The following is a 21,232-nucleotide window of genomic DNA, read 5'->3' on the forward strand; positions in this document are numbered from 1 at the left end:
GACTTAGCCAAACCTAACCACCGCTCGTCCGCCCCGCCCGCCCTCGCCCGTCCGACCTCGTCTGTCCGCCGCACCGTCCGATAGGTTCCGATGCCAGCCGCCGCCCCGCCGATCCACAGCACCAGACACGCCCTGGTCGCCCGCCGTATCGGCTGGACGGCGGCAGCCGTCGTGGCCCTGCTGCTCTCGGTCCTGCTGAGTCTCGCGGTCGGGGCCCGCGCCGTCGCTCCCTCCGCCGTCATCGACGCGCTGCTGCACGGTGGCCGCGGCGACGACGCCGAGGTCATCCGCCAACTGCGGGTGCCGCGCACGCTGATCGGGCTGATGGTCGGCGCCGCGCTCGCGCTGGCCGGCACCGCCCTCCAGGGCATCACCCGCAACCCGATCGCCGACCCCGGCATCCTCGGCATCAGCCAGGGCTCCTCCGTGGGCGTCGTCCTGGCCATCGCCCTCGCCGGGGTGCACACGCTCTCCGGCTATGTCTGGTACGCGTTCGCGGGTGCGGCGGTGGCGTCGGTGGCGGTGTACGCGATCGCGTCGAGCGGACGTGGCGGCGCGACCCCGGTCAAGCTCGCCCTCGGCGGTGCGGCGATCAACGCGCTGCTGGTGTCCGTGACGACGGGTGTGCTGACGACGAGCGCGGCGACGATGGACGAGTTCCGCTTCTGGCAGGTGGGCTCGATCGCGGGCCGGGACGCCGAAATCGCCGGTCAGATCTGGCCGTTCCTGCTGATCGGCACCGTACTGGTGATATCCGTGGCCCGTGGCCTGGACGCCCTGGCCCTCGGCGAGGACGTGGCGAAGGGGCTTGGCCAGAACGTCGGGGCCGTCCGGATCGTCGGCGGCCTCGGCGCGACCGTACTGATCGGAGCGGCGGTCGCGGCGGCGGGGCCGATCGCCTTCGTCGGGCTCGCCGTTCCGCATATCGCCCGCGCGATCGTCGGCTCGGACCATCGCTGGGTGCTCCCGATGGCGGCCCTGATCGGGCCCGTGATGCTGCTGGTCTCCGATGTCGTCGGGCGGGTCGTCTTCCCGCCGGGCGAGGTCCCGGCGGGTGTGATGACGGCCCTGCTCGGGGTGCCGTTCCTGGTCGCTCTCGTACGCCGGAAGGCGGTGCCGGCATGACGACGGCCCTCAAGGAGGCCCCGGAGAGCGTCGCCGGGGCGGGCGGGATACGGCCGGCGGGCTATACGCGGGTACGGATCGGACGCGCCTCGTTCCTGCTGCACCGGCGGGCGGCGGCCGTGGCGGTCGCGCTCACCGCCGTGCTGGCCGCCGTGTGCGTGGCGTATCTGAGCGTCGGCGAGAGCTTCGTACCACCGTCCGAGGTCCTGAAGGTGCTCCTCGGACAGCCCTCGTCGAACGAGCTGGTGGTCGGCACACTGCGGCTGCCGCGCATGGTGGTCGGGCTGCTGGTCGGGCTCGCGTTCGGCGTCGCGGGCGCGCTGATCCAGACCGTCGCCCGCAATCCGCTCGCCAGCCCCGACATCATCGGCATCAGCCAGGGCGCGAGCGCGCTCACGGTCGGCGCGATGACCTTCGGCGTCACCTCGTACACCGTCCTTCCGTATCTGTCCGTGGCCGGCGGTATCGTCGCGGCGGCGCTGGTGTACGTCTTCGCCTGGCGCGGCGGGCTGCACGCCACGCGCTTCGTGCTCATCGGCATCGGCTTCGCGATCGCCCTGCGCTCCGTCACCACGCTCTTCCTGACCAAGGGCGACTATCTGGTCGCCCAGCAGGCCCAGGTCTGGATGACCGGCTCGCTCAACGGCCGGGGCTGGGACTTCGCCGCGCCGCTCGGCTGGCTGCTGCTCGCGCTGGTGCCCGCGGTGCTGTGGGCGGCGTACGCGCAGCGCACGGTCTCGATGGACGACGACACCGCCACGGCGCTGGGCGTACGGCTCGGCCGTGTCCGGCTCGGGCTCGCCCTGCTCGGTGTGGTGCTGGCGTCGGTCGCGACGGGCGCGGCGGGTCCGGTGGACTTCGTGGCGCTGCTCGCGCCGCAGATCGCCCGCCGTATGACCCGTACCGCGCAGATCCCGCTGCTGTGTTCGGCGCTGATGGGGGCGGTGCTCGTCGTCCTCGCCGATCTGCTGGCCCGCAGACTGCTCTCGCCGACCGAACTCCCGGTGGGTGTACTGACGGCGGCGGTCGGCGCCCCGTATCTGATCTGGCTGATCGTCCGCGGCCGTACCGCAGGAGGCAAGGCATGAGCAGGCTCACCGCCCGCGAGCTGACGCTCGCGTACGAGGACCGCACGGTCGTCCACGAGCTGGATCTGACCGTCCCCGACGGGCGGGTGTCGGTCATCGTCGGCCCGAACGCCTGCGGGAAGTCGACGACCCTGCGCGCGCTCGGCCGGCTACTGAAGCCGCGCGGCGGTTCCGTACTGCTGGACGGTACGGAGCTGGCGCGGATCCCGACCCGGAAGATCGCGCAGTCGATCGGCCTGCTCCCGCAGTCGCCGGTCGCCCCGGAGGCCATCACGGTCGCCGACCTCGTCTCGCGCGGCCGTCAGCCGCACCAGCACTGGTGGCAGCAGTGGTCGGACGAGGACGAGCGCGCGGTCACGGACGCGATGGAACGTACGGACGTGACGTCGCTCGCCGACCGGTCGGTGGACGAACTGTCCGGTGGCCAGCGCCAGCGGGTGTGGATCGCGATGGCGCTCGCGCAGGAGACGGATCTGCTGCTGCTGGACGAGCCGACGACCTTCCTGGACATCGCGCACCAGGTGGAGGTGCTCGATCTGGTCCGGCGCCTCAACCACGACCAGGGCCGTACGGTCGTGATCGTGCTCCACGACCTCAACCAGGCGGCGCGGTACGCGGATCACCTGGTCGCGATGAAGGCCGGGCGGATCGTGGCGGAGGGGCGCCCGGCGGAGGTGGTGACGGCGGAGCTGGTACGGGAGGTCTTCGGCCTGGAGTCGGTGGTGGTCCCGGACCCGGTGACGGGGTCGCCGCTGGTGGTACCGGGCGCGCCGTACCGGCCGGACTCCTCGCGCGCTTCGTGACCTCCGGACCTCCCGCGCGACCCGAACCTCCTGACACGCGACCCGACAGGACCGGGCACGGATTGCCGGGTCCGGCGAGGTGCCCTCTCCCTAACGTGGCTGATCAGCAAGGGAAGGAGATCCGGTGATGCTGGAGCGGCTGAACCAGGCCATGGAGCACATCGAGCGGAACCTCGGTCAGCCGATCGAGGTGGCCGAACTCGCGCGGATCGCGGTCACGTCGGAGTACCACTTCCGGCGGCTGTTCTCAGCGCTGGCGGGCATGCCGCTCTCCGAGTACATCCGGCGCCGACGGCTCACCGTCGCGGGCGCCGAAGTGCTCGGCGGGGAGCGGACGCTGCTCGATGTGGCGGTGCGGTACGGGTACAGCTCGGGCGAGGCGTTCGCGCGCGCGTTCCGTGCGCTGCACGGCGTCGGTCCTGGCGAGGCCCGGCGGACCGGTGCGGCGCTGCGCTCCCAGCCACGGATGTCCTTTCGTCTCATCGTCGAAGGGAGTACCGACATGCGGTACCGGGTGGTCCAGAAAACGGAGTTCAGGGTGGTGGGCCCGAAGACACGGGTCCCGCTGGTGCACGAGGGCATGAACCCGGCGATCGTCTCGTTCATACGGGGCCTCGGCCGGGAGACGCTCCAGCGGCTGGAGGAGCTCGGGGAGTTGGGGGAGCGCTCCGGCCAGGAGCCGCGCGGGATCGTCGCCGTCACGGACGACCTCGCGGAGAGCCGCGCGGAGGGCACCGAACTCGACTATCTGCACGGCGTGGTGACCGACGCGCCCGCGCCCGAGGGGATGGCGACGCTGACGGTCCCGGCGGGGACGTGGGCGGTCTTCGAGAGCTCGGGCGAGTTCCCGCGGGCGCTCCAGTATCTGTGGCGGGACATCTATACGCAGTGGTTCCCGTCCAATCCGTACCGGAGCGTGCCGGGCCCCGAGATCCTCCGTACCCGTCTGTCGGAGGACGGGGCGCGGGCGGACGCGGAGTTGTGGATCCGGGTGGAGCGCGAGGAGGGGTGAGGGGTGGGGCCCGTACCGGTTCTCGGTGCGGGCCCCGCCTCTTCTCGGTGCGGGGCCCGCCTCGCTCCCGCCCGGAGCTCAGCCGGCCCGCTTGCGCCGCGAACGCCAGACCAGATACAGCGCGGAGGTCACCGCCGCCGTACGGAGCACCACCGGCCAGGCGCCCGACAGGGCGTCGGCCATCCCGTCCTCCGGGATCGCCTCGCCCCAGCGGCCGTCCAGCCGGCCCCAGAGCCAGACCGCACCTCCGGCGGCCGAGACCCCGGGAAGGCCGAAGACCGCCCATTTGGCTTCCGCGCGGGACAGCGTGCGGGAGACGTACGCGAGGAGCCAGCCGCCGCCCAGGGCCAACCAGGAACCGAACACCGCTCCGCCGACCAGCAGCGCGGCGGCGAGCAGCAGGAAGGGGTGGGTGAGTCCGCCGGCCTTCTTCTCCGCGCCCGCGCCTGTGCCCGCGCCCGCGCCCCGGCGCGACAGCCGTGGACGCCACCGACGACGGCCGGCGTCCTTCGCCGCCTCTCCGGCCGCGTCCTCCGCCCCGTCCCCGTCTCCGTCCCCGTCGTCCTCGGCTGCCGCGCCCTCGGCCGTCCTGCCCGGCTTCTCCTTCGGCGGTGGCTTGAGTATGTCGGGGATCTCGACCCCGCCCACGAACCCCGGCACCTGCTCCGCCGAGCCCATCGGGCCCGGTTCGATCCGCCACCAGTCGGGCCCCGGGCCGCCGCCGTGCGGGCCCAGCTCGTCCATCCCCGCCAGGTGCGGCGGCGACGCTGCGGGCATCGCGGGCGCGGGCGACTCCGCCGCCTGCTCCGGGATGACCAGCCTCCTGGCGCCCTTCAGCCGCCGGGTCCGCTGCTCCGGCAGCGCGGGCCGTGGCTCCGGTGGACGGGCGGGGGCGTCGTCGCCCGCGGCGCCCTCGGAGGCGGCCCGTACCACCGCGTCCGGTGTCCCCAGCCGCCCCAGAATGCGGCGTACGGCGGCCGGGCTGTCCCCGCCGGCCTTCCCGCGCTGCTTGTCGATCTCGTTGCGCAGCGACGACACCAGCCGCATCCGGTCCCCGGAGGGCAGCTGCCGCTGCTGAGCCTCGTCTCCCACACGACTCAGGTAGTCATAGACCAGCTGATCGCTCTCGATCCCCACACAGTCCTCCGCACAGGCACGCCCGGCAGCCGCCATCACGACGGATACCCGTAGGCGATCGTGTCGAAGTCACTCCCGTACGTCCACCCCGTACCTCCGCGTACCTCCACCCGCACATCCGGCCCGCACATCCGGCCCGTACATCCGGCCCGCGCGTCCGCCCGTACATCCACCCGTTCATCCAGTACGAAGAAGGCCCGGCGGCGCCCCCATGGCCCGGGGGCGCGGCAGAGCGCCTCCCAGGGGCTAACGTGGAACGGATGGGGACCCGCGAAGCCTGATCAGGAGGCGCACGTGCCAGAAGGAACCGGCGGTACGCCACCGCGTACGCTCGCGGAGGCCCTGCGCACCCAGGGTGACGGATCGCTCGTCGCGCTCCTGCGAGCCCGCCCCGATCTGCTCAGCCCCGTACCGAGCGACCTCTCGCAGCTCGCGACGCGCGCGGGCACCCGTGCCTCCGTCGTACGGGCGCTGGAACGGCTCGACCGGTTCACGCTCCAGACCGCGGAGGCGTTGGCCGTCGCCGCGGAGCCCGCGCCGTACGACACGCTGCGCGCGCTGCTGACCGGCGACGAGGGCGACCCGGAGATCGAGGCGGCCCTGCCCCGCGCGGTGGCGACGCTGCGCGACCGGGCGCTGATCTGGGGCGCGGACGACCGGTTGCGGCTGGTACGCACCGCCCGCGAACTGCTCGCCCCCTCCCCCACCCACCCCTCGCCGACCGGGCTCGGCCCGACGGTCGCCGAGGCCACCGCGGGCATGTCGCCCGGCCGGCTCCAGGAGATCCTGACCGCCGCCGGGCTGCCCTCCACCCACGATCCGGTCTCCGCGGTGGCCTCGCTCACCGCGCTGTTCACCGACCGGACGCGGATGGCGGCGCTGCTCGACACCGCCCCCGTCGAGGCCCTGTCGGTGCTGGACCGGCTGGTGTGGGGGCCGCCGTACGGCGAGGTCACCTCCAGCCCCACCCCGCCCGTGCAGTGGCTGCGCGACCGCGGGCTGCTGCTGCCCGCGACCACCCGTACGGTCGTCCTGCCGCGCGAGGCGGCGCTGCATCTGCGCGCCGGGCGCGCGCACCGTACGCCGGAGCCCGTGGCACCCGCCGTCGCGCCCCGCGTCTCGGACGCGTCCACCGGCGCCCGTCCACAGGTTGTGGACAACACGGCGGCCGGACAGGCGTACACCACGCTCGCCACCATCGAGGAGCTGGCCAAGGACTGGAACGAGGGCGGCCCGAACGTCCTGCGGGCCGGCGGTCTGTCCGTACGCGACCTCAAGCGCACCGCCACCGCCCTGGACGTCTCCGAGCCCGTCGCCGCCTTCTGGGTCGAACTCGCCTACGCCGCCGGGCTGTTGGCGGCCGACGGCGAAACCGACGAACGGTACGCACCGACCCCCGCCTACGACGACTGGCAGGAACTGCCCGCCCCGGAACGATGGGCCGGGCTCGCCACGGCCTGGCTGACGGCGACTCGTACGGCCGGTCTGGTCGGCAGCCAGGACTCCAAGGGCCGTACGCTCGCCGCGCTCGGCCCCGATCTGGACCGCGGCGCCGCGCCCGAGGTACGGCGCCGGATCCTCGACCTCCTCGCCACCCTCCCCGAGGGCGAGGCCCCCGACCCCGAGTCGCTGCTCGCCCGGCTGCGCTGGGAACGCCCCCTACGCGGCGCCTCCGGCGCCGGCCGGGCCGACGATCTGCGCACGCGGCTGGCGGCCTGGACCCTCAACGAAGCGGAGATGCTGGGCATCACGGGCCGGGGCGCGCTCGCGTCGCACGCCCGAGCCCTGCTGGCACCGGACGGCGCGGACACCTCCGGCGAGGGCACCCACACGCCCGGTGAAGTGGCCGCGGCGGGCCTGCGCGCCGCCCGCGCCCTGGCCCCGCTCCTCCCCGAACCCCTCGACCATGTCCTCCTCCAGGCCGACCTCACCGCCGTGGCGCCCGGCCCCCTCCTGCGCCCACTCGCCGAGCTGCTCGCCATCGCCGCCGATGTCGAGTCGAAGGGCGGGGCGACCGTCTACCGCTTCACCCCCGGCTCCGTACGCCGCGCGCTCGACGCCGGACAGTCGGCCTCCGACCTGCACGACTTCCTCAGGAACCACAGCCGTACGCCGGTCCCCCAGCCGCTCGCCTACCTCATCGACGACGTGGCCCGTAAGCACGGCCACCTCCGGGTCGGCGCGGCCTCCGCGTACGTACGCTGCGACGACGAAGCCGTACTCGACGAGATCCTGGCGGACAAACGCTCCCAGGGCCTGCGGCTGCGCCGCCTCGCCCCGACCGTGCTGGCCGCCCACGCCGACGCGGTCGCCCTGCTCGACGGGCTGCGCGTCATGGGCTTCGCACCGGCCGCCGAATCGGCCGAGGGCGACGTCATGATCACCCGCGCCCACGCCCACCGCACCCCACCCAGAACGGCCCCCGCCCCGGTCCCCGACGGACCCCCCACCCCGGACACGGCGCTGCTCAGCGCGGCGGTAAGGGCGATCCGCGCGGGCGACCTGGCCGCCACGGTCGTCCACAAACCGGTCCCGGAACCCTCCGGCTCCGGCTCCGCCGCCCTGGCCTCCGCCGCGGCGGCCTCCAGAAACGGCGCACTCCCCCGCACCACCTCGGCGGAAACCCTCGCCACGGTCCAGGCCGCCGCCATGACCGGCTCGGCGGTCTGGATCGGCTACGTCAACGCGGACGGCGCGGCCAGCCAACGCGTCATCGCCCCGGTACGGGTGGAGGGCGGCTACGTCACGGGCTACGACCACACGGCGGACGAGGTCCGCACGTACCCCTTGCACCGCATCACGGGAGTGGCGGAACTGGCGGACGACCCGGCGTAATCGCGGACGCGGCGGTGGGAGCCGACCACGGGCGGGAGGGGGTCGGGGTCGGAGGAGGTGCGTGTCCGGACACTAAAGCGCGATTTGTGGCGCACGGACGCCCGAACCAACGACTGGCCAGAGTCGCGCCGTAAATCGTGCCGTCCGGACATGTACCTCCGGAGGCCCCGGCCCCCGGCACCACAACGCACGCACCCGCACCACGCCGCGAGGCGATCAGCCCCGACCGAGCCTGCGAAGCCGCTCACGCCAGCCCCCCGGCGGACGCCGAGCCTGACCGCTTCGGCTTCGGCTTCGCCTTCGTCATCACAGGCTTGCCCTTCGGCTTCGGCTTCGGCTTAGCCGTCGGCCGCCGCCCAGGCGACGGCTTCCGCCCGGCGGACGCCCCCGCACGGGCCCCCGCACCCGCACCCGCCGCACCCGCGCCCAACGCGTGGAACCGCCGCCCGATCACCCTTCCCACCAGTACATACGCGATCACCGCCCCACTCGTGTTCAGAATCACGTCGTCCACATCGAACGCCCGCCCCCGCACCACCGCCCCCTGCGCCAGCTCCACCAGCACCATCACCAGCACCGTCAGCGCCACCACCCGCACCATCCGCAGCCTGCGTGGCACGAGCACCGGAAGGATCAGCCCGAAAGGCGCACCCATCAGCAGATTGCCGCCGATCTGCTTGCACGCGGCGAGGAACGTGTAGTCCTCGGCGTACTGCCTCAACGAGTGCCCGGGGCTGAGATTGGCCCCCGCGATGTCCTCGGACGCGGGGGACGGCGTCAGCGTCAGTTCGGCCAGCACCGCTGCGAACGCGGTCAGGGCGACCAGCGCCACCGTCATGATGAGAATCCGCAACACGGCACGTCCCCACGGGCTACTCCCTGGGACAGCCTGCGCCGGCTTGGGCCTTTCCGTCTCCGCGGTCATAGCCCCCGGATGCCCCCGTCCGCCCCGGATACGCGCCCCCCGGTCCCGATCCGGCGAAGATGCGGGACACTGGTCATTTGGCCACTGGTCATTCGGCCGTGCAGAGCCATCCCGAAAGGCAGCCGCGCGTGAACGGACCCCTTATCGTCCAGAGCGACAAGACCCTGTTGCTCGAAGTCGACCACGAGCAGGCCGACGCCTGCCGACGCGCCATCGCGCCCTTCGCCGAGCTGGAGCGTGCCCCCGAGCACATCCATACCTACCGGCTGACCCCGCTCGGGCTGTGGAACGCCCGCGCCGCCGGGCATGACGCCGAGCAGGTGGTCGACGCGCTCGTGGAGTACTCCCGGTATCCCGTGCCGCACGCGCTGCTCGTCGATGTCGCCGAGACGATGGCCCGCTACGGCCGGCTGACCCTCTCCAAGCACCCCTCCCACGGTCTGGTCCTGACCTCCACGGACCGTCCCGTGCTGGAGGAGATCCTCCGCTCCAAGAAGGTCCAGCCGCTGGTCGGCAACCGCATCGACCCGGACACCGTCGCCGTCCACCCCTCGGAGCGCGGCCAGATCAAGCAGACGCTCCTCAAGCTGGGCTGGCCGGCCGAGGACCTCGCCGGTTATGTCGACGGCGAGGCGCACGCCATCGAGCTGGACGAGACGGGCTGGGCGCTGCGTCCGTACCAGCGGCAGGCCGTCGAGGGGTTCTGGCACGGCGGCTCGGGGGTGGTCGTGCTGCCCTGTGGCGCGGGAAAGACGCTGGTGGGGGCGGGTGCCATGGCCGAGGCCAAGGCGACGACGCTGATTCTGGTGACCAATACCGTCTCGGCCCGCCAGTGGAAGCACGAGCTGGTGAAGCGCACCTCACTGACCGAGGACGAGATCGGCGAGTACAGCGGTACGAAGAAGGAGATCCGCCCGGTCACCATCGCCACGTACCAGGTGCTGACCACCCGCCGTAAGGGCATCTATCCGCATCTGGAGCTGTTCGACTCCCGCGACTGGGGCCTGGTCATCTACGACGAGGTGCATCTGCTGCCCGCGCCCGTCTTCAAGTTCACCGCCGATCTCCAGGCCCGGCGCCGCCTCGGGCTGACGGCGACGCTCGTACGGGAGGACGGCCGCGAGTCGGACGTCTTCTCGCTCATCGGACCGAAGCGGTTCGACGCGCCGTGGAAGGAGATCGAGGCGCAGGGCTATATCGCGCCCGCGGACTGTGTCGAGGTACGGGTCAATCTGACCGACAGCGAGCGCCTGGCGTACGCGACGGCCGAGACGGAGGAGAAGTACCGCTTCTGCGCGACGACCGCGACGAAGCGGAAGGTGACGGAGGCGCTGGTGCGCAAGCACCGGGGCGAGCAGACGCTTGTCATCGGCCAGTACATCGACCAGCTCGACGAGCTGGGCGAGCATCTGGACGCCCCCGTCATCAAGGGCGAGACCAGCAACGCGCAGCGCGAGAAGCTCTTCGAGGCGTTCCGGCAGGGCGAGATCTCCGTGCTGGTCGTGTCGAAGGTCGCGAACTTCTCGATCGATCTGCCGGAGGCGACGGTCGCGATCCAGGTCTCGGGTACGTTCGGCTCCCGCCAGGAGGAGGCCCAGCGTCTGGGCCGGGTGCTGCGCCCGAAGGCGGACGGCCACGAGGCCCGCTTCTACTCGGTCGTCGCACGCGACACCATCGACCAGGACTTCGCGGCGCACCGCCAGCGGTTCCTGGCGGAGCAGGGCTACGCGTACCGGATCGTGGACGCGGACGAACTCCTCGCGGAGAGCTGACCCCGTAACTCACCCCGTACCCGCCGTCGTACTCACCCCCGAACCGGCCTCCGCGCGCTGCACCGGAAGGACGAGGGCGGAGCCGTCCTTGCCCGCGCCCGCGCCCGTGCGCCACACCGCGAAGGCGAGCAGTCCCAGCGCGAACAGCGCGTACGGCGACGACGGCACCTGCTGCCACCACGGCAGCCGGAGGTCCAGATCGCCGTCGTGCGGTACGAGCCAGAAGCTGCGCGCCGTCCAGACCACCCCGACCGCCGCCGCCGTACGGAACCGGCGTTCCGCGATCAGCACCGCGAGCAGCGGTACGCACCACACCCAGTGGTGCGACCAGCTGATCGGCGATACGAGCAGCGCGGTCAGCGCCGTGACCAGCACGCCCCAGGTCTCCAGCCCGGCCGCCACGACGGCCCGCCGGGCGATCCACAGCCCGGCGACCGCCGTGAGCCCGGCGGCCACCGCCCACACCATGCCCGGGTCCGGGGTGTGCAGAAGGCGCCCCAGCATCCCTTGCAGCGACTGGTTGTCGACGATCCACGCCTTGCCGACCCGGCCGGTCTCGAAGACGCGTGTCGTCCAGAACTCGCCACTCGCCTCGGGCAGTACGAGCGCTCCGAGCAGCACGGTGCCGGTGAAGGAGGCCAGGGCGATCAGTCCGGACCGTACGCGCCCGGTCACCAGCAGATACACGATGAAGACGGCCGGGGTCAGCTTGATGCCCGCCGCGACACCGAGGGCGAACCCCTTGCCGAGCGCGTGCTCGGGTCTGGACAGGTCCCAGAGAACGAGACAGGCGAGTACGAGGTTGATCTGTCCGAAGAGGACGGTCTGGAAGACGGGTTCGAGCCAGAGCCCGACGGCGACGGCGGCCAGCAGCGGTACGGGACCGGCGGGCATCCCCGCGAACCGCCAGGACAGCCGTACGAGCAGCGCGAGCAGCGCGGCGTTCCCGATGACGAAGACGACCTTGAGGGCGTCGACGGGCAGCCAGGTGGTGGGTACGAAGAGAATCGCGGCGAACGGCGGGTAGGTGGCGGGTAGTTGCCATTCGGTGACCGTGAACCCGTACAGGTCGGTGCCGTGGATGACGGCAGCGCCTTCCGCGCGGTAGACGAGCGTGTCGGCCATGGGGATGCGCCGGGCGACGCAGAGAGTCGCGAGTGCGGCCAGCGACAGGGCGAGCGCGCCCACTGCGGCGAGTGAACGGGGCGTCACGGTCCGGTATGTCACGGCCGCGACCCTAGTGGATCAGAGGCGTCAGTCAGGAGCGCGGCGGGACGGGGCGGCGCGTGGCCGGCGCGATAAGGATCACCGGCGTTCGATACGGATCAGTGGTGCTCGGCACGGTTCAGCGGCGCTTGATACCCGCCTCCTCCGTGTACTCCCCGAGGACCGCCACGCTGAACGCGGTGCTCACGAAGACCTTGACGGCGCGCAGCGCGTTGCCGACGTAGTGGGCGTGGTGGGGAACGGAGCCCGTGGCGGTCGCGCCGGGAACCGGCGAACCGTGCGGGGCGTGGGCCGGGGTGAAAGTCGCGGTACTCATACATCCATGATGGGCACGTGCGCCGGGTGAGTCATCGCCCTCGGGTTTGAGCCTCATCCGCGGCCGAGTACGACTTCCGTCCAACGGCCTCCCCTACGGGATGGAGGCGTGGATGGCCCGGAAGACGGACGCACTCCCGCGGCCGAGGGTGCCGCCGGACCGTGCGCCGACACCGTACGGGGAAAATCATTCGCCTCCCCGTCACCGGCTGGCTACAATCGCCCACCTTGCCCGCCTCCCTCGCGGAGCGCCGTCGTCCGGACGGAAACCGGACGGCCGACCGCCATGACGTGATCCACGCCGAACGGCCACCGCCGCCCGTCGCCCGACGGGTGCGGCCCGTCGGCCTGCGTAGAGCCCCCCGGAGGCACCACCGTGTCCGCGCACGCCCCTGACGACCTCGACGACCTCACCCCCGATCAGCCCGACCCCCTGGCGCGGGAACGAGCCCACCTCGCCGCCTCCCGCTCCGCGCTGCGCGCCATGCGCGAGGACGTCCAGGCGCTCGACATCCGCGATGTCACCGCGAACTGGGTCAACGCCGCCGTCCTGGAGGCCCAGATCGCGGACCGCATCAAGGCGCTCGCGGATCTCTCCCACACCCCGCTCTTCTTCGGCCGCCTCGACTATCTGCACCCCGTGGGCGCGGCCGAGGCCGAGGGCGCCGAGGGCGAGCGCTTCTACATCGGCCGGCGCCATGTCCACGACCACGACGGCGATCCCATGGTCATCGACTGGCGCGCCCCCGCCTCCCAGCCGTTCTACCGGGCCTCCAAGAAGGACCCGCTGGACGTCGGACTCCGCCGCCGCTTCGGCTACACGGCCGGCGACATCACCGCGTACGAGGACGAGCATCTCTCCGACCCGACCGAGACCGCGCTCTCCAGCAAGCTGCTCCAGGCCGAGATCGAACGGCCGCGCGTCGGCCCCATGCGCGACATCGTCGCGACGATCCAGCCCGAGCAGGACGAGATCGTACGGAGCGGCCTCGGCGGCACCGTCTGCGTCCAGGGCGGCCCCGGCACCGGCAAGACCGCCGTCGGTCTGCACCGGGTCGCGTATCTGCTGTACGCGCACCGCGAGCGGCTGGCCCGCACCGGGACGCTGATCATCGGCCCCAACGCCTCCTTCCTCCACTACATCGAGCAAGTCCTGCCCGCGCTCGGTGAGTTGGATGTGAAGCAGGCGACGGTGGACGACCTGGTCGCCTCGGTGGACGTACGCGGTACGGACCCCGCGCCCGCCGCCGTCATCAAGGGCGACGCCCGCATGGCGGATGTCCTCCGGCGGGCCGTACGGTCCCACGTCACCCCGCCGACCGAGCCGGTCGTGGTCGTACGCGGCTCGCGCCGGTGGCGGGTACCGGCGTACGAACTCGAAGAGATGGTCGAGCAGTTGCTCGCCCGGGACATGCGGTACGGCGCCGCGCGCGAAGCCCTTCCGCAGCGGATCGCGCACGCCGTGCTCGTACGGATGGAGGAGGCGGGCGAGGCGCCCGACGACCGGGTACAGGACGCGGTGGCCCGCAACCCCGCGGTGAAGGCGGCGGTCAAGGCCATCTGGCCACCGGTCGAACCGACGAAGCTGGTGCTGCGGCTGCTCTCCGACGCGGAGTTCCTGGCCGCGCACGCGGAGGGCGTCCTCACGCCCGACGAGCAGAAGACGATCCTGTGGGCGAAGCCGGTGCGGAGCGTGAAGTCGGCGAAGTGGTCGGCGGCGGACGCGGTGCTGATCGACGAGGCGGACGATCTGATCGCCCGTACCCACTCGCTGGGCCATGTGGTGCTCGACGAGGCCCAGGACCTGTCCCCCATGCAGTACCGCGCGGTGGGCCGCCGCTGCTCGACCGGCTCGGCGACGGTACTGGGCGATCTGGCGCAGGGGACGACGCCGTGGGCGACGGCGAGCTGGACCGACGCGCTGCGGCACCTGGGCAAGACGGACGCGGTGGTGGAAGAACTGACGGCGGGTTTCCGCGTGCCGCGCGAGGTGATCGCGTACGCGTCGAGACTGCTGCCGTCGATCGCGCCGGGGCTGGCGGAGGTCGCGTCGGTACGGGAGTCACCGGGCTCACTCTCGGTACGGCCCGTCGCGGCGGGTCTCGACGCGGCTGTCGTCGCGGCCTGCGTGGAATCGCTGGCGCACGAGGGCTCGACGGGTCTGATCGCGGCGGACGCCCGTATCCCGGCGCTGCGTGAGGCACTGACGGCGGCGGGCCTGCCATACCTCTCGCCGGGCGAGGAGACAACGGCCGACGCCCGGCTGACGCTGGTCCCGGCATCCCTCGCGAAGGGTCTGGAGTACGACTACGTGGTCCTGGACGAGCCGGCGGCGGTGGTCGACGGCGAACCGGACGAACGGACGGGGCTGCGGCGGCTGTACGTGGCGTTGACGCGGGCGGTGTCGGGCCTGATCGTCCTGCATGCGACGGGGCTGCCGGGGGAGTTGTCGCTGTAGGGGGTCGCGGTGGGTGGTGCGGTGCGCCTCCGGCGGGGGTGCGGTGCGCCTCCGGCGGGGGTGCGGTGCGCCTCCGGCGGGGGTGCGGGTGCGTGCGTTGTGGTGCCGGGGCCCGGGGCCTCCGGAGGTACATGTCCGGACGGCATGATTTACGGCGCGACCCTGCCCCGACGATGGTTCGGGCGTCCGCGCGCCACAAATCACGCTTTAGTGTCCGGACACGCACCTCCTACGACCCCGACCCCCTCCCCCCGGTGGTCACCCGTCCCGATCCGGTCGGTACCGGCAGGGTGCGGGAGAGTGCCGCCGCCTCCCCCACCCACCCTCGCGCACGACCGGGCCAGTCCGTGACGGGCGGTGAAGGGGGGCGCGCAGGGATCGTGTCCGGGACGTAGAGCGTGATTTGTGGCGCGCGAACGCCCGTCTCCTGACTGTGGCCAGAGTCGCGACGTAAATCATGCAGTCCCGGACGCGAGCCCGGAGCGCACCCCGGCAACAACCCGCACCGCACCACCGGCCCCAGCCGAAACGCACCCGTACCCACGCCCAGCAACCCGCACCCGGAAACCGACCCCAGCCAAAGACGGACCGCACCCCGGACCACACCCGCACCCGGAAACCGGCCCCAGCCGAACCGCACCCCCCAACCACGACCCCCCGCCGGAAGGCGCTACGCGTCGAGCACCTCGCGCCACCCCCGTACCGCCCCCGACGACACCGACCCCGCCCAACCCCCCGGCCGCGCCGCGCCCCCGATGTGGAACGCGTCCACCCCCGCCGCCACCAGCACCCTCAAGTGGTCCAGCCGCAGCCCGCCGCCGACCATCAGCCGCGCGCCGTACCCCGGCTCCCTCCGCGCCCCGGCCGCCGCCTCCGTCAGCAGGGTCGGCAGCCCGTCGTCCACGCCCGCCGCCGAGCCCGCCGTGAGGTAGGTGTCCAGGCCCGGCAGATCCGCCAGCCGCTTACGGAGCGCGTCCCGGTCGGCCGCGCGGTCGATCGCCCGGTGGAAGGTCCACCGGCAGCCGTCCAACTCGGCGATCAGGCGTTCCACCGTCACCAGGTCCGGCGTCCCGTCCGCGTCGAGGAAGCCGAGGACGAATTCGTCCGCACCCTCGGCCCGCAGCCCCCGCGCCACCTCGACCAGCGCGTCCGCGCCTCCCGGCTCGCCCACCGCGAACCCGTCGGCCAGCCGCAGCATCACCCTCAGCGGGATGTCGACGGCGGCCCGGATCTTCGCGAAGGTCTCGCGGGGTGGGGTCAGCCCGTCCGCCGCCATGTCGGTGACGAGTTCAAGGCGGTCCGCGCCTCCGTTCCGGGCGGCGACCGCGTCCTCCGCGTCGAGAGCGATCACCTCCAGGAGTGCACGCTTACTCATGGGACCTCATTCATAGGTATGCCGGCGGATCGAGGACATGACTGGACAGGACCTCGGATATAGGTCTAGTCCAATATCCAAGCCTACGGGGCGCCCCCGTCCGCGCGCATCAGCACATCCGGGGAAAGCCTTGCGTTGGATACCCCATGGGGGTATACAGGAGGGAGTGAGATACCCCTAGGGGGTAGGATGCTCAACGGTCGAGGAGAAGGAGCCGTCAGCCATGAGCCCCACACGGACCACGGGCGCCACCGGCACAGCCGCCGAAGTCGAGCTCATGATCGGCGGTATGACCTGCGCCTCCTGCGCGGCGCGGATCGAGAAGAAGCTGAACCGGATGGACGGGGTCGAGGCCACCGTCAACTACGCCACCGAGAAGGCCAAGGTCAGCTACCGGGGTGAGGACGTCGCGGTCGAGGATCTGATCGCCACCGTCGAAGCCACCGGCTACACCGCCACACCACCCGCACCGGCCCCCGTGGACACGGAGGACGGCGCGGACACCGCCGAGGACACCGCGGACGCGGAACTGCGGCCGTTGCGGCAGCGGCTGACCACCGCCGTCCTGCTGTCCGTCCCGGTGATCGCGATGGCAATGATCCCCGCCCTCCAGTTCGACTACTGGCAGTGGCTCTCCCTCACCCTGGCCGCCCCGGTCGTCACCTATGCCGCCTGGCCCTTCCACCGCGCGGCCTGGACCAACGCCCGCCACGGCGCGGCCACCATGGACACCCTCATCTCGGTCGGTGTCTCGGCCGCGTTCCTCTGGTCCTTGTGGGCGCTGTTCTTCGGCACGGCCGGCATGCCGGGGATGACGCACCCCTTCGAGCTGACCATCGCCCGCACCGACGGCGCCGGGAACATCTACCTCGAAGCCGCCGCCGGTGTCACCGCCTTCATCCTCGCCGGCCGCTACTTCGAGGCCCGCTCCAAGCGCAAGGCCGGCGCCGCCCTGCGCGCCCTGCTGGAGCTCGGCGCCAAGGACGTCACCGTCCTGCGTGACGGCGACGAAGTGACCATCCCCACAGCGCGGCTGCGTACCGGCGACCACTTCCTGGTCAGGCCCGGGGAGAAGATCGCCACCGACGGCACCGTCGTGGAAGGCTCCTCCGCCATCGACGCGTCGATGCTCACCGGCGAGTCCGTGCCCGTGGAGGTCACCGTCGGGGACCCGGTCACCGGCGCCACCCTCAACGCCGGGGGCCGCCTCGTCGTCCAGGCCACCCGGGTCGGCGCCGACACCCAGCTCGCCCGCATGGCCCGTATGGTCGAGGACGCCCAGAACGGCAAGGCCGCCGCCCAGCGCCTCGCCGACAAGATCTCCGCCGTCTTCGTGCCCGTCGTCATCGCGCTCGCGCTGGCCACCCTCGGCTTCTGGCTCGGCAACGGCGCCGGGCTCACCGCCGCCTTCACCGCCGCCGTCGCCGTCCTGATCATCGCCTGCCCCTGCGCCCTCGGCCTGGCCACCCCGACCGCCCTCATGGTCGGCACCGGCCGCGGCGCTCAGCTCGGCATCCTCATCAAGGCCCCCGAGGTCCTCGAATCCACCCGCCGCGCCGACACCATCGTTCTCGACAAGACCGGCACCGTCACCACCGGCCGGATGACCCTCCTCGGCACACACACCGCCGACGGCACGGACGAGACCGAGGTACTGCGGCTGGCGGGCGCGCTGGAGCACGCCTCCGAACACCCCATCGCCCAGGCCGTCGCCACGGCGGCGGCCGAGCGGACCGGGGCGCTCCCCACCCCCGAGGACTTCGCCAACGTCCCCGGCCTCGGTGTCCAGGGCATCGTCGAGGGCCACGCCGTCCTCGTGGGCCGTACCAAGCTTCTCGCCGAGTGGGAGATCCATCTCCCCGAGAACCTGGAGCACGCGAAGGAGGCGGCCGAGGCCGCGGGCCGCACCGCCATCGCCGTCGCCTGGGACGGCCGGGCACGCGCCGTCCTCGAAGTCGCCGACGCCGTCAAGGACACCAGCCCGGAAGCCATCCGCCGGCTGCGCGCCCTCGGTCTGACCCCGCTGCTCCTCACGGGCGACAACAAGGCCGTCGCCCACGCCGTGGCCAAGGAAGTGGGCATCGACCCCGACCAGGTCATCGCCGATGTCATGCCCGAGGACAAGGTCGACGTCGTCAAGAGGCTCCAGGCGGAGGGCCGGTCCGTCGCGATGGTCGGGGACGGTGTCAACGACGCCGCCGCCCTCGCCCAGGCCGACCTCGGACTCGCCATGGGCACCGGCACCGACGCCGCCATCGAAGCCGGCGACCTCACCCTCGTACGCGGCGATCTGCGCACCGCCGCCGACGCCATCCGACTCGCCCGCCGCACCCTCACCACCATCCGCGTCAACCTCTTCTGGGCCTTCGCCTACAACGTCGCCGCGCTCCCCCTCGCCGCCGCCGGACTCCTCAACCCCATGATCGCCGGGGCCGCCATGGCCTTCTCCTCCGTCTTCGTCGTCGGCAACAGCCTCCGGCTCCGCACCTTCAAAGCCTCATAGACGAACTCATGGACGAGCTCATGGACGAGCGGCCGTACCGAGCCGGGCCCCGGAACCTCCGTTCCGGGGCCCGGCTCTATCGTCGTCCCATGCCCGCACCCGATCTGCGCAGCCGGTTCGCGACCACCCTTCTCGCCCTCCGAGCGGAGGCGGCGGGCCCCGACCCGTACGCGTACGCCGACCGCCTCCTCACCCGCTGGTCCGAGCCCCAACGGCGGTACCACACCACCGATCATCTGCTCGCCGTCCTGGACCACATCGACACCCTCGCCGAGTTCGCCGACGACCCCGACGTCGTCCGTCTCGCCGCCTGGTTCCACGACGCCGTCTACCGGCCCGACCGATCCGAGAACGAGGAGCGCTCCGCCCGCCTCGCCGAGCGCGCGCTCCCCGAGGCCGGACTGAGCGAGGAACGTACGCGCGAGGTCGCCCGGCTCGTCCGGCTCACCACCACCCACGCCGCCGCGCCCGGCGACCGCGACGGCGCCGTCCTGTGCGATGCCGACCTCGCCGTCCTGGCCTCGGGTCCCGAGGCGTACGCGGCCTACACGGCGGCGGTACGGGAGGAGTACGGCTTCGTCCCCGACGACGCCTTCCGTACCGGCCGGGCCGCCGTACTGGAGCAACTGCTCGCCCTGCCCGCGCTGTTCCGTACCCCCTACGGCGCGCGCGAGTGGGAGGCGCGCGCCCGCGCGAATCTGGCCGACGAACTGCGCGGCCTCACCCGTCTCACCAGCTGAGAGCCGGCGGATCGGCGGAATGTAACGGCCTACGCCCACGTTGGCAGCTGTCATGCCAGACTCCGCCGATTCCTCGCCGCCGAAGCAGCCGAAGCCGCCGATACCGTCGACAGCGCCGACAGCGCCGACAGCGAAGCCGCTCCCGTCCCCCGGCCGGCCCGCGCCCCAGGATCCGTCCCAGTCCCGGCCCCGTATGCCACTCGCCGTCTACATCCTCGGCCTCTCCGTCTTCGCCCTCGGTACGAGCGAATTCATGCTCTCGGGCCTCCTGCCGCCCCTCGCCGACGACATGAACGTGTCCATCCCCGCGGCCGGGCTCCTGATATCCGCCTTCGCGATCGGCATGGTCGTGGGCGCGCCGCTGCTCGCCGTCGCCACCCTGCGGCTCCCCCGCCGCACCACCCTCATCGCGCTGATCTCGGTCTTCGGCCTCGGCCAGGTCGCGGGCGCGCTCGCCCCGACGTACGAGATCCTCTTCGCCTCCCGTGTCGTCAGCGCGTTCGCCTGTGCCGGGTTCTGGGCGGTCGGCGCGGCCGTCGCCATCGCGATGGTGCCGCACAACGCCCGCGCCCGCGCCATGGCGGTCATGATCGGCGGGCTCTCCATCGCGAACGTCCTCGGCGTCCCGGCCGGCGCGTTCCTCGGCGAGCACCTCGGCTGGCGCTCGGCGTTCTGGGCGGTCGGCGCGGCCTCCGCGATCGCGCTGGTCGGTGTCGTCACGCTCATCCCGCGTATCCCGCCGCCCGCCGAGAAGCCGCGGCTGAAGCGGGAGTTGACCATCTACCGCGACCGTCAGGTCTGGCTCTCGATCGCCGTCACCGCGCTCGCCGCGGGCGGTGTGTTCTGCGCGTTCTCGTATCTCGCCCCGCTGCTCACGGAGGTGACGGGCCTCGACAGCGGCTGGGTACCGACCGTGCTGGCGCTCTTCGGTCTCGGCGCGCTGGTCGGTACGGCGCTCGGCGGCCGGTACGCGGACGCGCATCTCTTCGGCGTCATGATCGGCGGCGTCACCGCGTCGACGGTCCTGCTCGCCCTGCTGGCGCTCACCGCCTCGCACCCGGTGGCCGTCATCACCCTGACCTTCCTGCTCGGCCTCTCGGCGTTCTTCACGGCCCCGGCGCTCAACGCCCGTATGTTCAACATCGCCGCCGCGGCGCCCACGCTCGCGGGCGCCACCACCACGGCCGCCTTCAACCTCGGCAACACCGGCGGCCCCTGGCTCGGCGGCACGGTCATCGACGCGGACCTCGGCTTCGCCTCGACGGCCTGGGCGGGCGCGGCGATGACGGTCGTCGCGATCGGTCTCGCGGCGCTCTCGCTGCGCTACCACCGCGCGACGGCGGGCAGCCGGGTGGTCGCGGGCTCGCTCCTGGCCTCGTCCGCCGAGTCCCCCAAGGCGGCTCAGTCGGCCGGGGCGGCGCCCGCCCCCACCCCCGCGGACTGCTGAGAGGACAGCATCCAGGGCCCCGGCCGTCTGGTACGTAACACTCCCCACGCCCCCCTCGGCAATCTAGAGTTGGGACACATGAGTTGAGGGACCATCAGCTTCAGGGGGCGGGGACCGGGATGTCGCAGCACGAGCCGGACGGGACCGAGGGACAGACGCTGCCGTTCTGGGTCGACGTCGTGGAGGAGGAGGGCGAGGACGGCAACGCGATGGGCGGCCTCTTCCGGCACGACGGCGAGGCCGTCCTGCGCTCGGTTCCGCTGGGCCCCCTCCGCAAGAATCTGGCCGATACGGTCGACGCCCTCCAGAAGGTCTTCGAGGAGGTCGCCGCCCGCGGCGGAGCGCTCCCGCTCGCCGAGGCCCAGCTCTCCTTCCAGGTCACCGCCACCGGCGGTATCCAGCTCATCGGCAGTGGCCAGATACAGGGAACCCGCGGTCTGACGCTCACCTTCAAGCGCCCGTCGTAGCTG

The 21,232-nt window shown here is 72.4% G+C and carries 16 protein-coding genes; 11 read left to right on the forward strand and 5 right to left on the reverse strand.

The genetic code is table 11. The features are described 5' to 3' along the window. Window positions 1-90 precede the first annotated feature (90 nt). The 4 genes from AB0M67_RS21225 to AB0M67_RS21240 all read left to right on the forward strand — a co-directional run bounded on the left by AB0M67_RS21225 (window position 91) and on the right by AB0M67_RS21240 (window position 4,028). Window positions 91-1,125 carry an iron ABC transporter permease gene (locus AB0M67_RS21225; RefSeq protein ID WP_365747565.1) on the forward strand — a complete coding sequence of 345 codons (1,035 nt, stop codon included), beginning with the start codon at window positions 91-93 and terminating at the stop codon, window positions 1,123-1,125. Further along, a complete protein-coding gene (locus AB0M67_RS21230; protein WP_365747567.1) occupies window positions 1,122-2,213 on the forward strand; it encodes an iron chelate uptake ABC transporter family permease subunit in 1,092 nt (363 codons plus the stop codon). Before AB0M67_RS21225 ends, AB0M67_RS21230 begins: the two co-directional genes overlap by 4 nt. Further along, the gene (locus AB0M67_RS21235; protein ID WP_365747569.1) at window positions 2,210-3,016 is read left to right on the forward strand and encodes an ABC transporter ATP-binding protein; all 807 of its coding nucleotides are present in this window, start codon (window positions 2,210-2,212) and stop codon (window positions 3,014-3,016) included. The genes AB0M67_RS21230 and AB0M67_RS21235 overlap by 4 nt, the downstream gene beginning before the upstream one ends. Window positions 3,017-3,143: 127 nt before the next feature. Continuing rightward, window positions 3,144-4,028: an AraC family transcriptional regulator gene (locus tag AB0M67_RS21240; protein WP_365747570.1), complete on the forward strand. Its 885-nt coding sequence runs from the start codon at window positions 3,144-3,146 to the stop codon at window positions 4,026-4,028. 78 nt (window positions 4,029-4,106) lie between these two features. Here the strand turns inward: AB0M67_RS21240 and AB0M67_RS21245 are convergent, their stop codons facing one another. Further along, window positions 4,107-5,165 (reverse strand): hypothetical protein, encoded by a 1,059-nt coding sequence (locus tag AB0M67_RS21245; protein WP_365747572.1) that lies wholly within the window; start codon window positions 5,163-5,165, stop codon window positions 4,107-4,109. 294 nt (window positions 5,166-5,459) lie between these two features. Here AB0M67_RS21245 and AB0M67_RS21250 point away from each other — a divergent pair, with 294 nt between their 5' ends. Further along, window positions 5,460-8,000 carry a helicase C-terminal domain-containing protein gene (locus tag AB0M67_RS21250; protein ID WP_365747573.1) on the forward strand — a complete coding sequence of 847 codons (2,541 nt, stop codon included), beginning with the start codon at window positions 5,460-5,462 and terminating at the stop codon, window positions 7,998-8,000. A gap of 244 nt (window positions 8,001-8,244) precedes the next feature. Here the strand turns inward: AB0M67_RS21250 and AB0M67_RS21255 are convergent, their stop codons facing one another. Continuing rightward, window positions 8,245-8,856 (reverse strand): VanZ family protein, encoded by a 612-nt coding sequence (locus tag AB0M67_RS21255; protein WP_365747574.1) that lies wholly within the window; start codon window positions 8,854-8,856, stop codon window positions 8,245-8,247. A gap of 197 nt (window positions 8,857-9,053) precedes the next feature. On the opposite strand from AB0M67_RS21255, the gene AB0M67_RS21260 reads away from it, so the two are divergent. Continuing rightward, window positions 9,054-10,697, forward strand: a complete 1,644-nt coding sequence (locus AB0M67_RS21260; RefSeq protein WP_249952150.1) for a DNA repair helicase XPB — start codon at window positions 9,054-9,056, stop codon at window positions 10,695-10,697. Window positions 10,698-10,706: 9 nt separating this feature from the next. On the opposite strand, the gene AB0M67_RS21265 is transcribed toward AB0M67_RS21260, so the two are convergent. Next, on the reverse strand, window positions 10,707-11,822 hold the full coding sequence (locus AB0M67_RS21265; protein ID WP_365747875.1) for a glycosyltransferase 87 family protein: 1,116 nt from the start codon (window positions 11,820-11,822) through the stop codon (window positions 10,707-10,709). 220 nt (window positions 11,823-12,042) lie between these two features. Further along, entirely contained in the window at window positions 12,043-12,240 is a 198-nt protein-coding gene (locus tag AB0M67_RS21270) for a hypothetical protein (RefSeq protein ID WP_365747576.1), read from the reverse strand. 375 nt (window positions 12,241-12,615) lie between these two features. Here AB0M67_RS21270 and AB0M67_RS21275 point away from each other — a divergent pair, with 375 nt between their 5' ends. Then, window positions 12,616-14,697 carry a UvrD-helicase domain-containing protein gene (locus tag AB0M67_RS21275; RefSeq protein ID WP_365747578.1) on the forward strand — a complete coding sequence of 694 codons (2,082 nt, stop codon included), beginning with the start codon at window positions 12,616-12,618 and terminating at the stop codon, window positions 14,695-14,697. A gap of 670 nt (window positions 14,698-15,367) precedes the next feature. Here AB0M67_RS21275 and AB0M67_RS21280 read toward each other — a convergent pair. Next, complete coding sequence (locus AB0M67_RS21280) at window positions 15,368-16,072, reverse strand: copper homeostasis protein CutC (protein ID WP_365747580.1); 705 nt, start codon at window positions 16,070-16,072, stop codon at window positions 15,368-15,370. A gap of 223 nt (window positions 16,073-16,295) precedes the next feature. On the opposite strand from AB0M67_RS21280, the gene AB0M67_RS21285 reads away from it, so the two are divergent. The 4 genes from AB0M67_RS21285 to AB0M67_RS21300 all read left to right on the forward strand — a co-directional run bounded on the left by AB0M67_RS21285 (window position 16,296) and on the right by AB0M67_RS21300 (window position 21,229). Next, window positions 16,296-18,575, forward strand: a complete 2,280-nt coding sequence (locus AB0M67_RS21285) for a heavy metal translocating P-type ATPase (RefSeq protein ID WP_365747582.1) — start codon at window positions 16,296-16,298, stop codon at window positions 18,573-18,575. A gap of 89 nt (window positions 18,576-18,664) precedes the next feature. Then, window positions 18,665-19,315, forward strand: coding sequence for a hypothetical protein (locus AB0M67_RS21290; protein ID WP_365747584.1), 651 nt, complete (start codon window positions 18,665-18,667; stop codon window positions 19,313-19,315). 193 nt (window positions 19,316-19,508) lie between these two features. Next, a complete protein-coding gene (locus AB0M67_RS21295; RefSeq protein ID WP_365747586.1) occupies window positions 19,509-20,762 on the forward strand; it encodes a Cmx/CmrA family chloramphenicol efflux MFS transporter in 1,254 nt (417 codons plus the stop codon). 119 nt (window positions 20,763-20,881) lie between these two features. Then, entirely contained in the window at window positions 20,882-21,229 is a 348-nt protein-coding gene (locus AB0M67_RS21300) for a hypothetical protein (RefSeq protein WP_365747588.1), read from the forward strand. Window positions 21,230-21,232: the final 3 nt, after the last annotated feature.

The organism is Streptomyces sp. NPDC051662 (assembly GCF_040681655.1).
GTDB lineage: Bacteria > Actinomycetota > Actinomycetes > Streptomycetales > Streptomycetaceae > Streptomyces.

Coding starts and splice junctions, on each gene's coding strand:
- AB0M67_RS21225 (WP_365747565.1), top strand. CDS start 91: ATGCCAGCCGCCGCCCCGCCGATCCACAGCACCAGACACGCCCTGGTC.
- AB0M67_RS21265 (WP_365747875.1), bottom strand. CDS start 11,822: ATGGCCGACACGCTCGTCTACCGCGCGGAAGGCGCTGCCGTCATCCAC.
- AB0M67_RS21280 (WP_365747580.1), bottom strand. CDS start 16,072: ATGAGTAAGCGTGCACTCCTGGAGGTGATCGCTCTCGACGCGGAGGAC.
- AB0M67_RS21290 (WP_365747584.1), top strand. CDS start 18,665: ATGCCCGCACCCGATCTGCGCAGCCGGTTCGCGACCACCCTTCTCGCC.
- AB0M67_RS21270 (WP_365747576.1), bottom strand. CDS start 12,240: ATGAGTACCGCGACTTTCACCCCGGCCCACGCCCCGCACGGTTCGCCG.
- AB0M67_RS21230 (WP_365747567.1), top strand. CDS start 1,122: ATGACGACGGCCCTCAAGGAGGCCCCGGAGAGCGTCGCCGGGGCGGGC.
- AB0M67_RS21285 (WP_365747582.1), top strand. CDS start 16,296: ATGAGCCCCACACGGACCACGGGCGCCACCGGCACAGCCGCCGAAGTC.
- AB0M67_RS21235 (WP_365747569.1), top strand. CDS start 2,210: ATGAGCAGGCTCACCGCCCGCGAGCTGACGCTCGCGTACGAGGACCGC.
- AB0M67_RS21295 (WP_365747586.1), top strand. CDS start 19,509: ATGCCACTCGCCGTCTACATCCTCGGCCTCTCCGTCTTCGCCCTCGGT.
- AB0M67_RS21300 (WP_365747588.1), top strand. CDS start 20,882: ATGTCGCAGCACGAGCCGGACGGGACCGAGGGACAGACGCTGCCGTTC.
- AB0M67_RS21240 (WP_365747570.1), top strand. CDS start 3,144: ATGCTGGAGCGGCTGAACCAGGCCATGGAGCACATCGAGCGGAACCTC.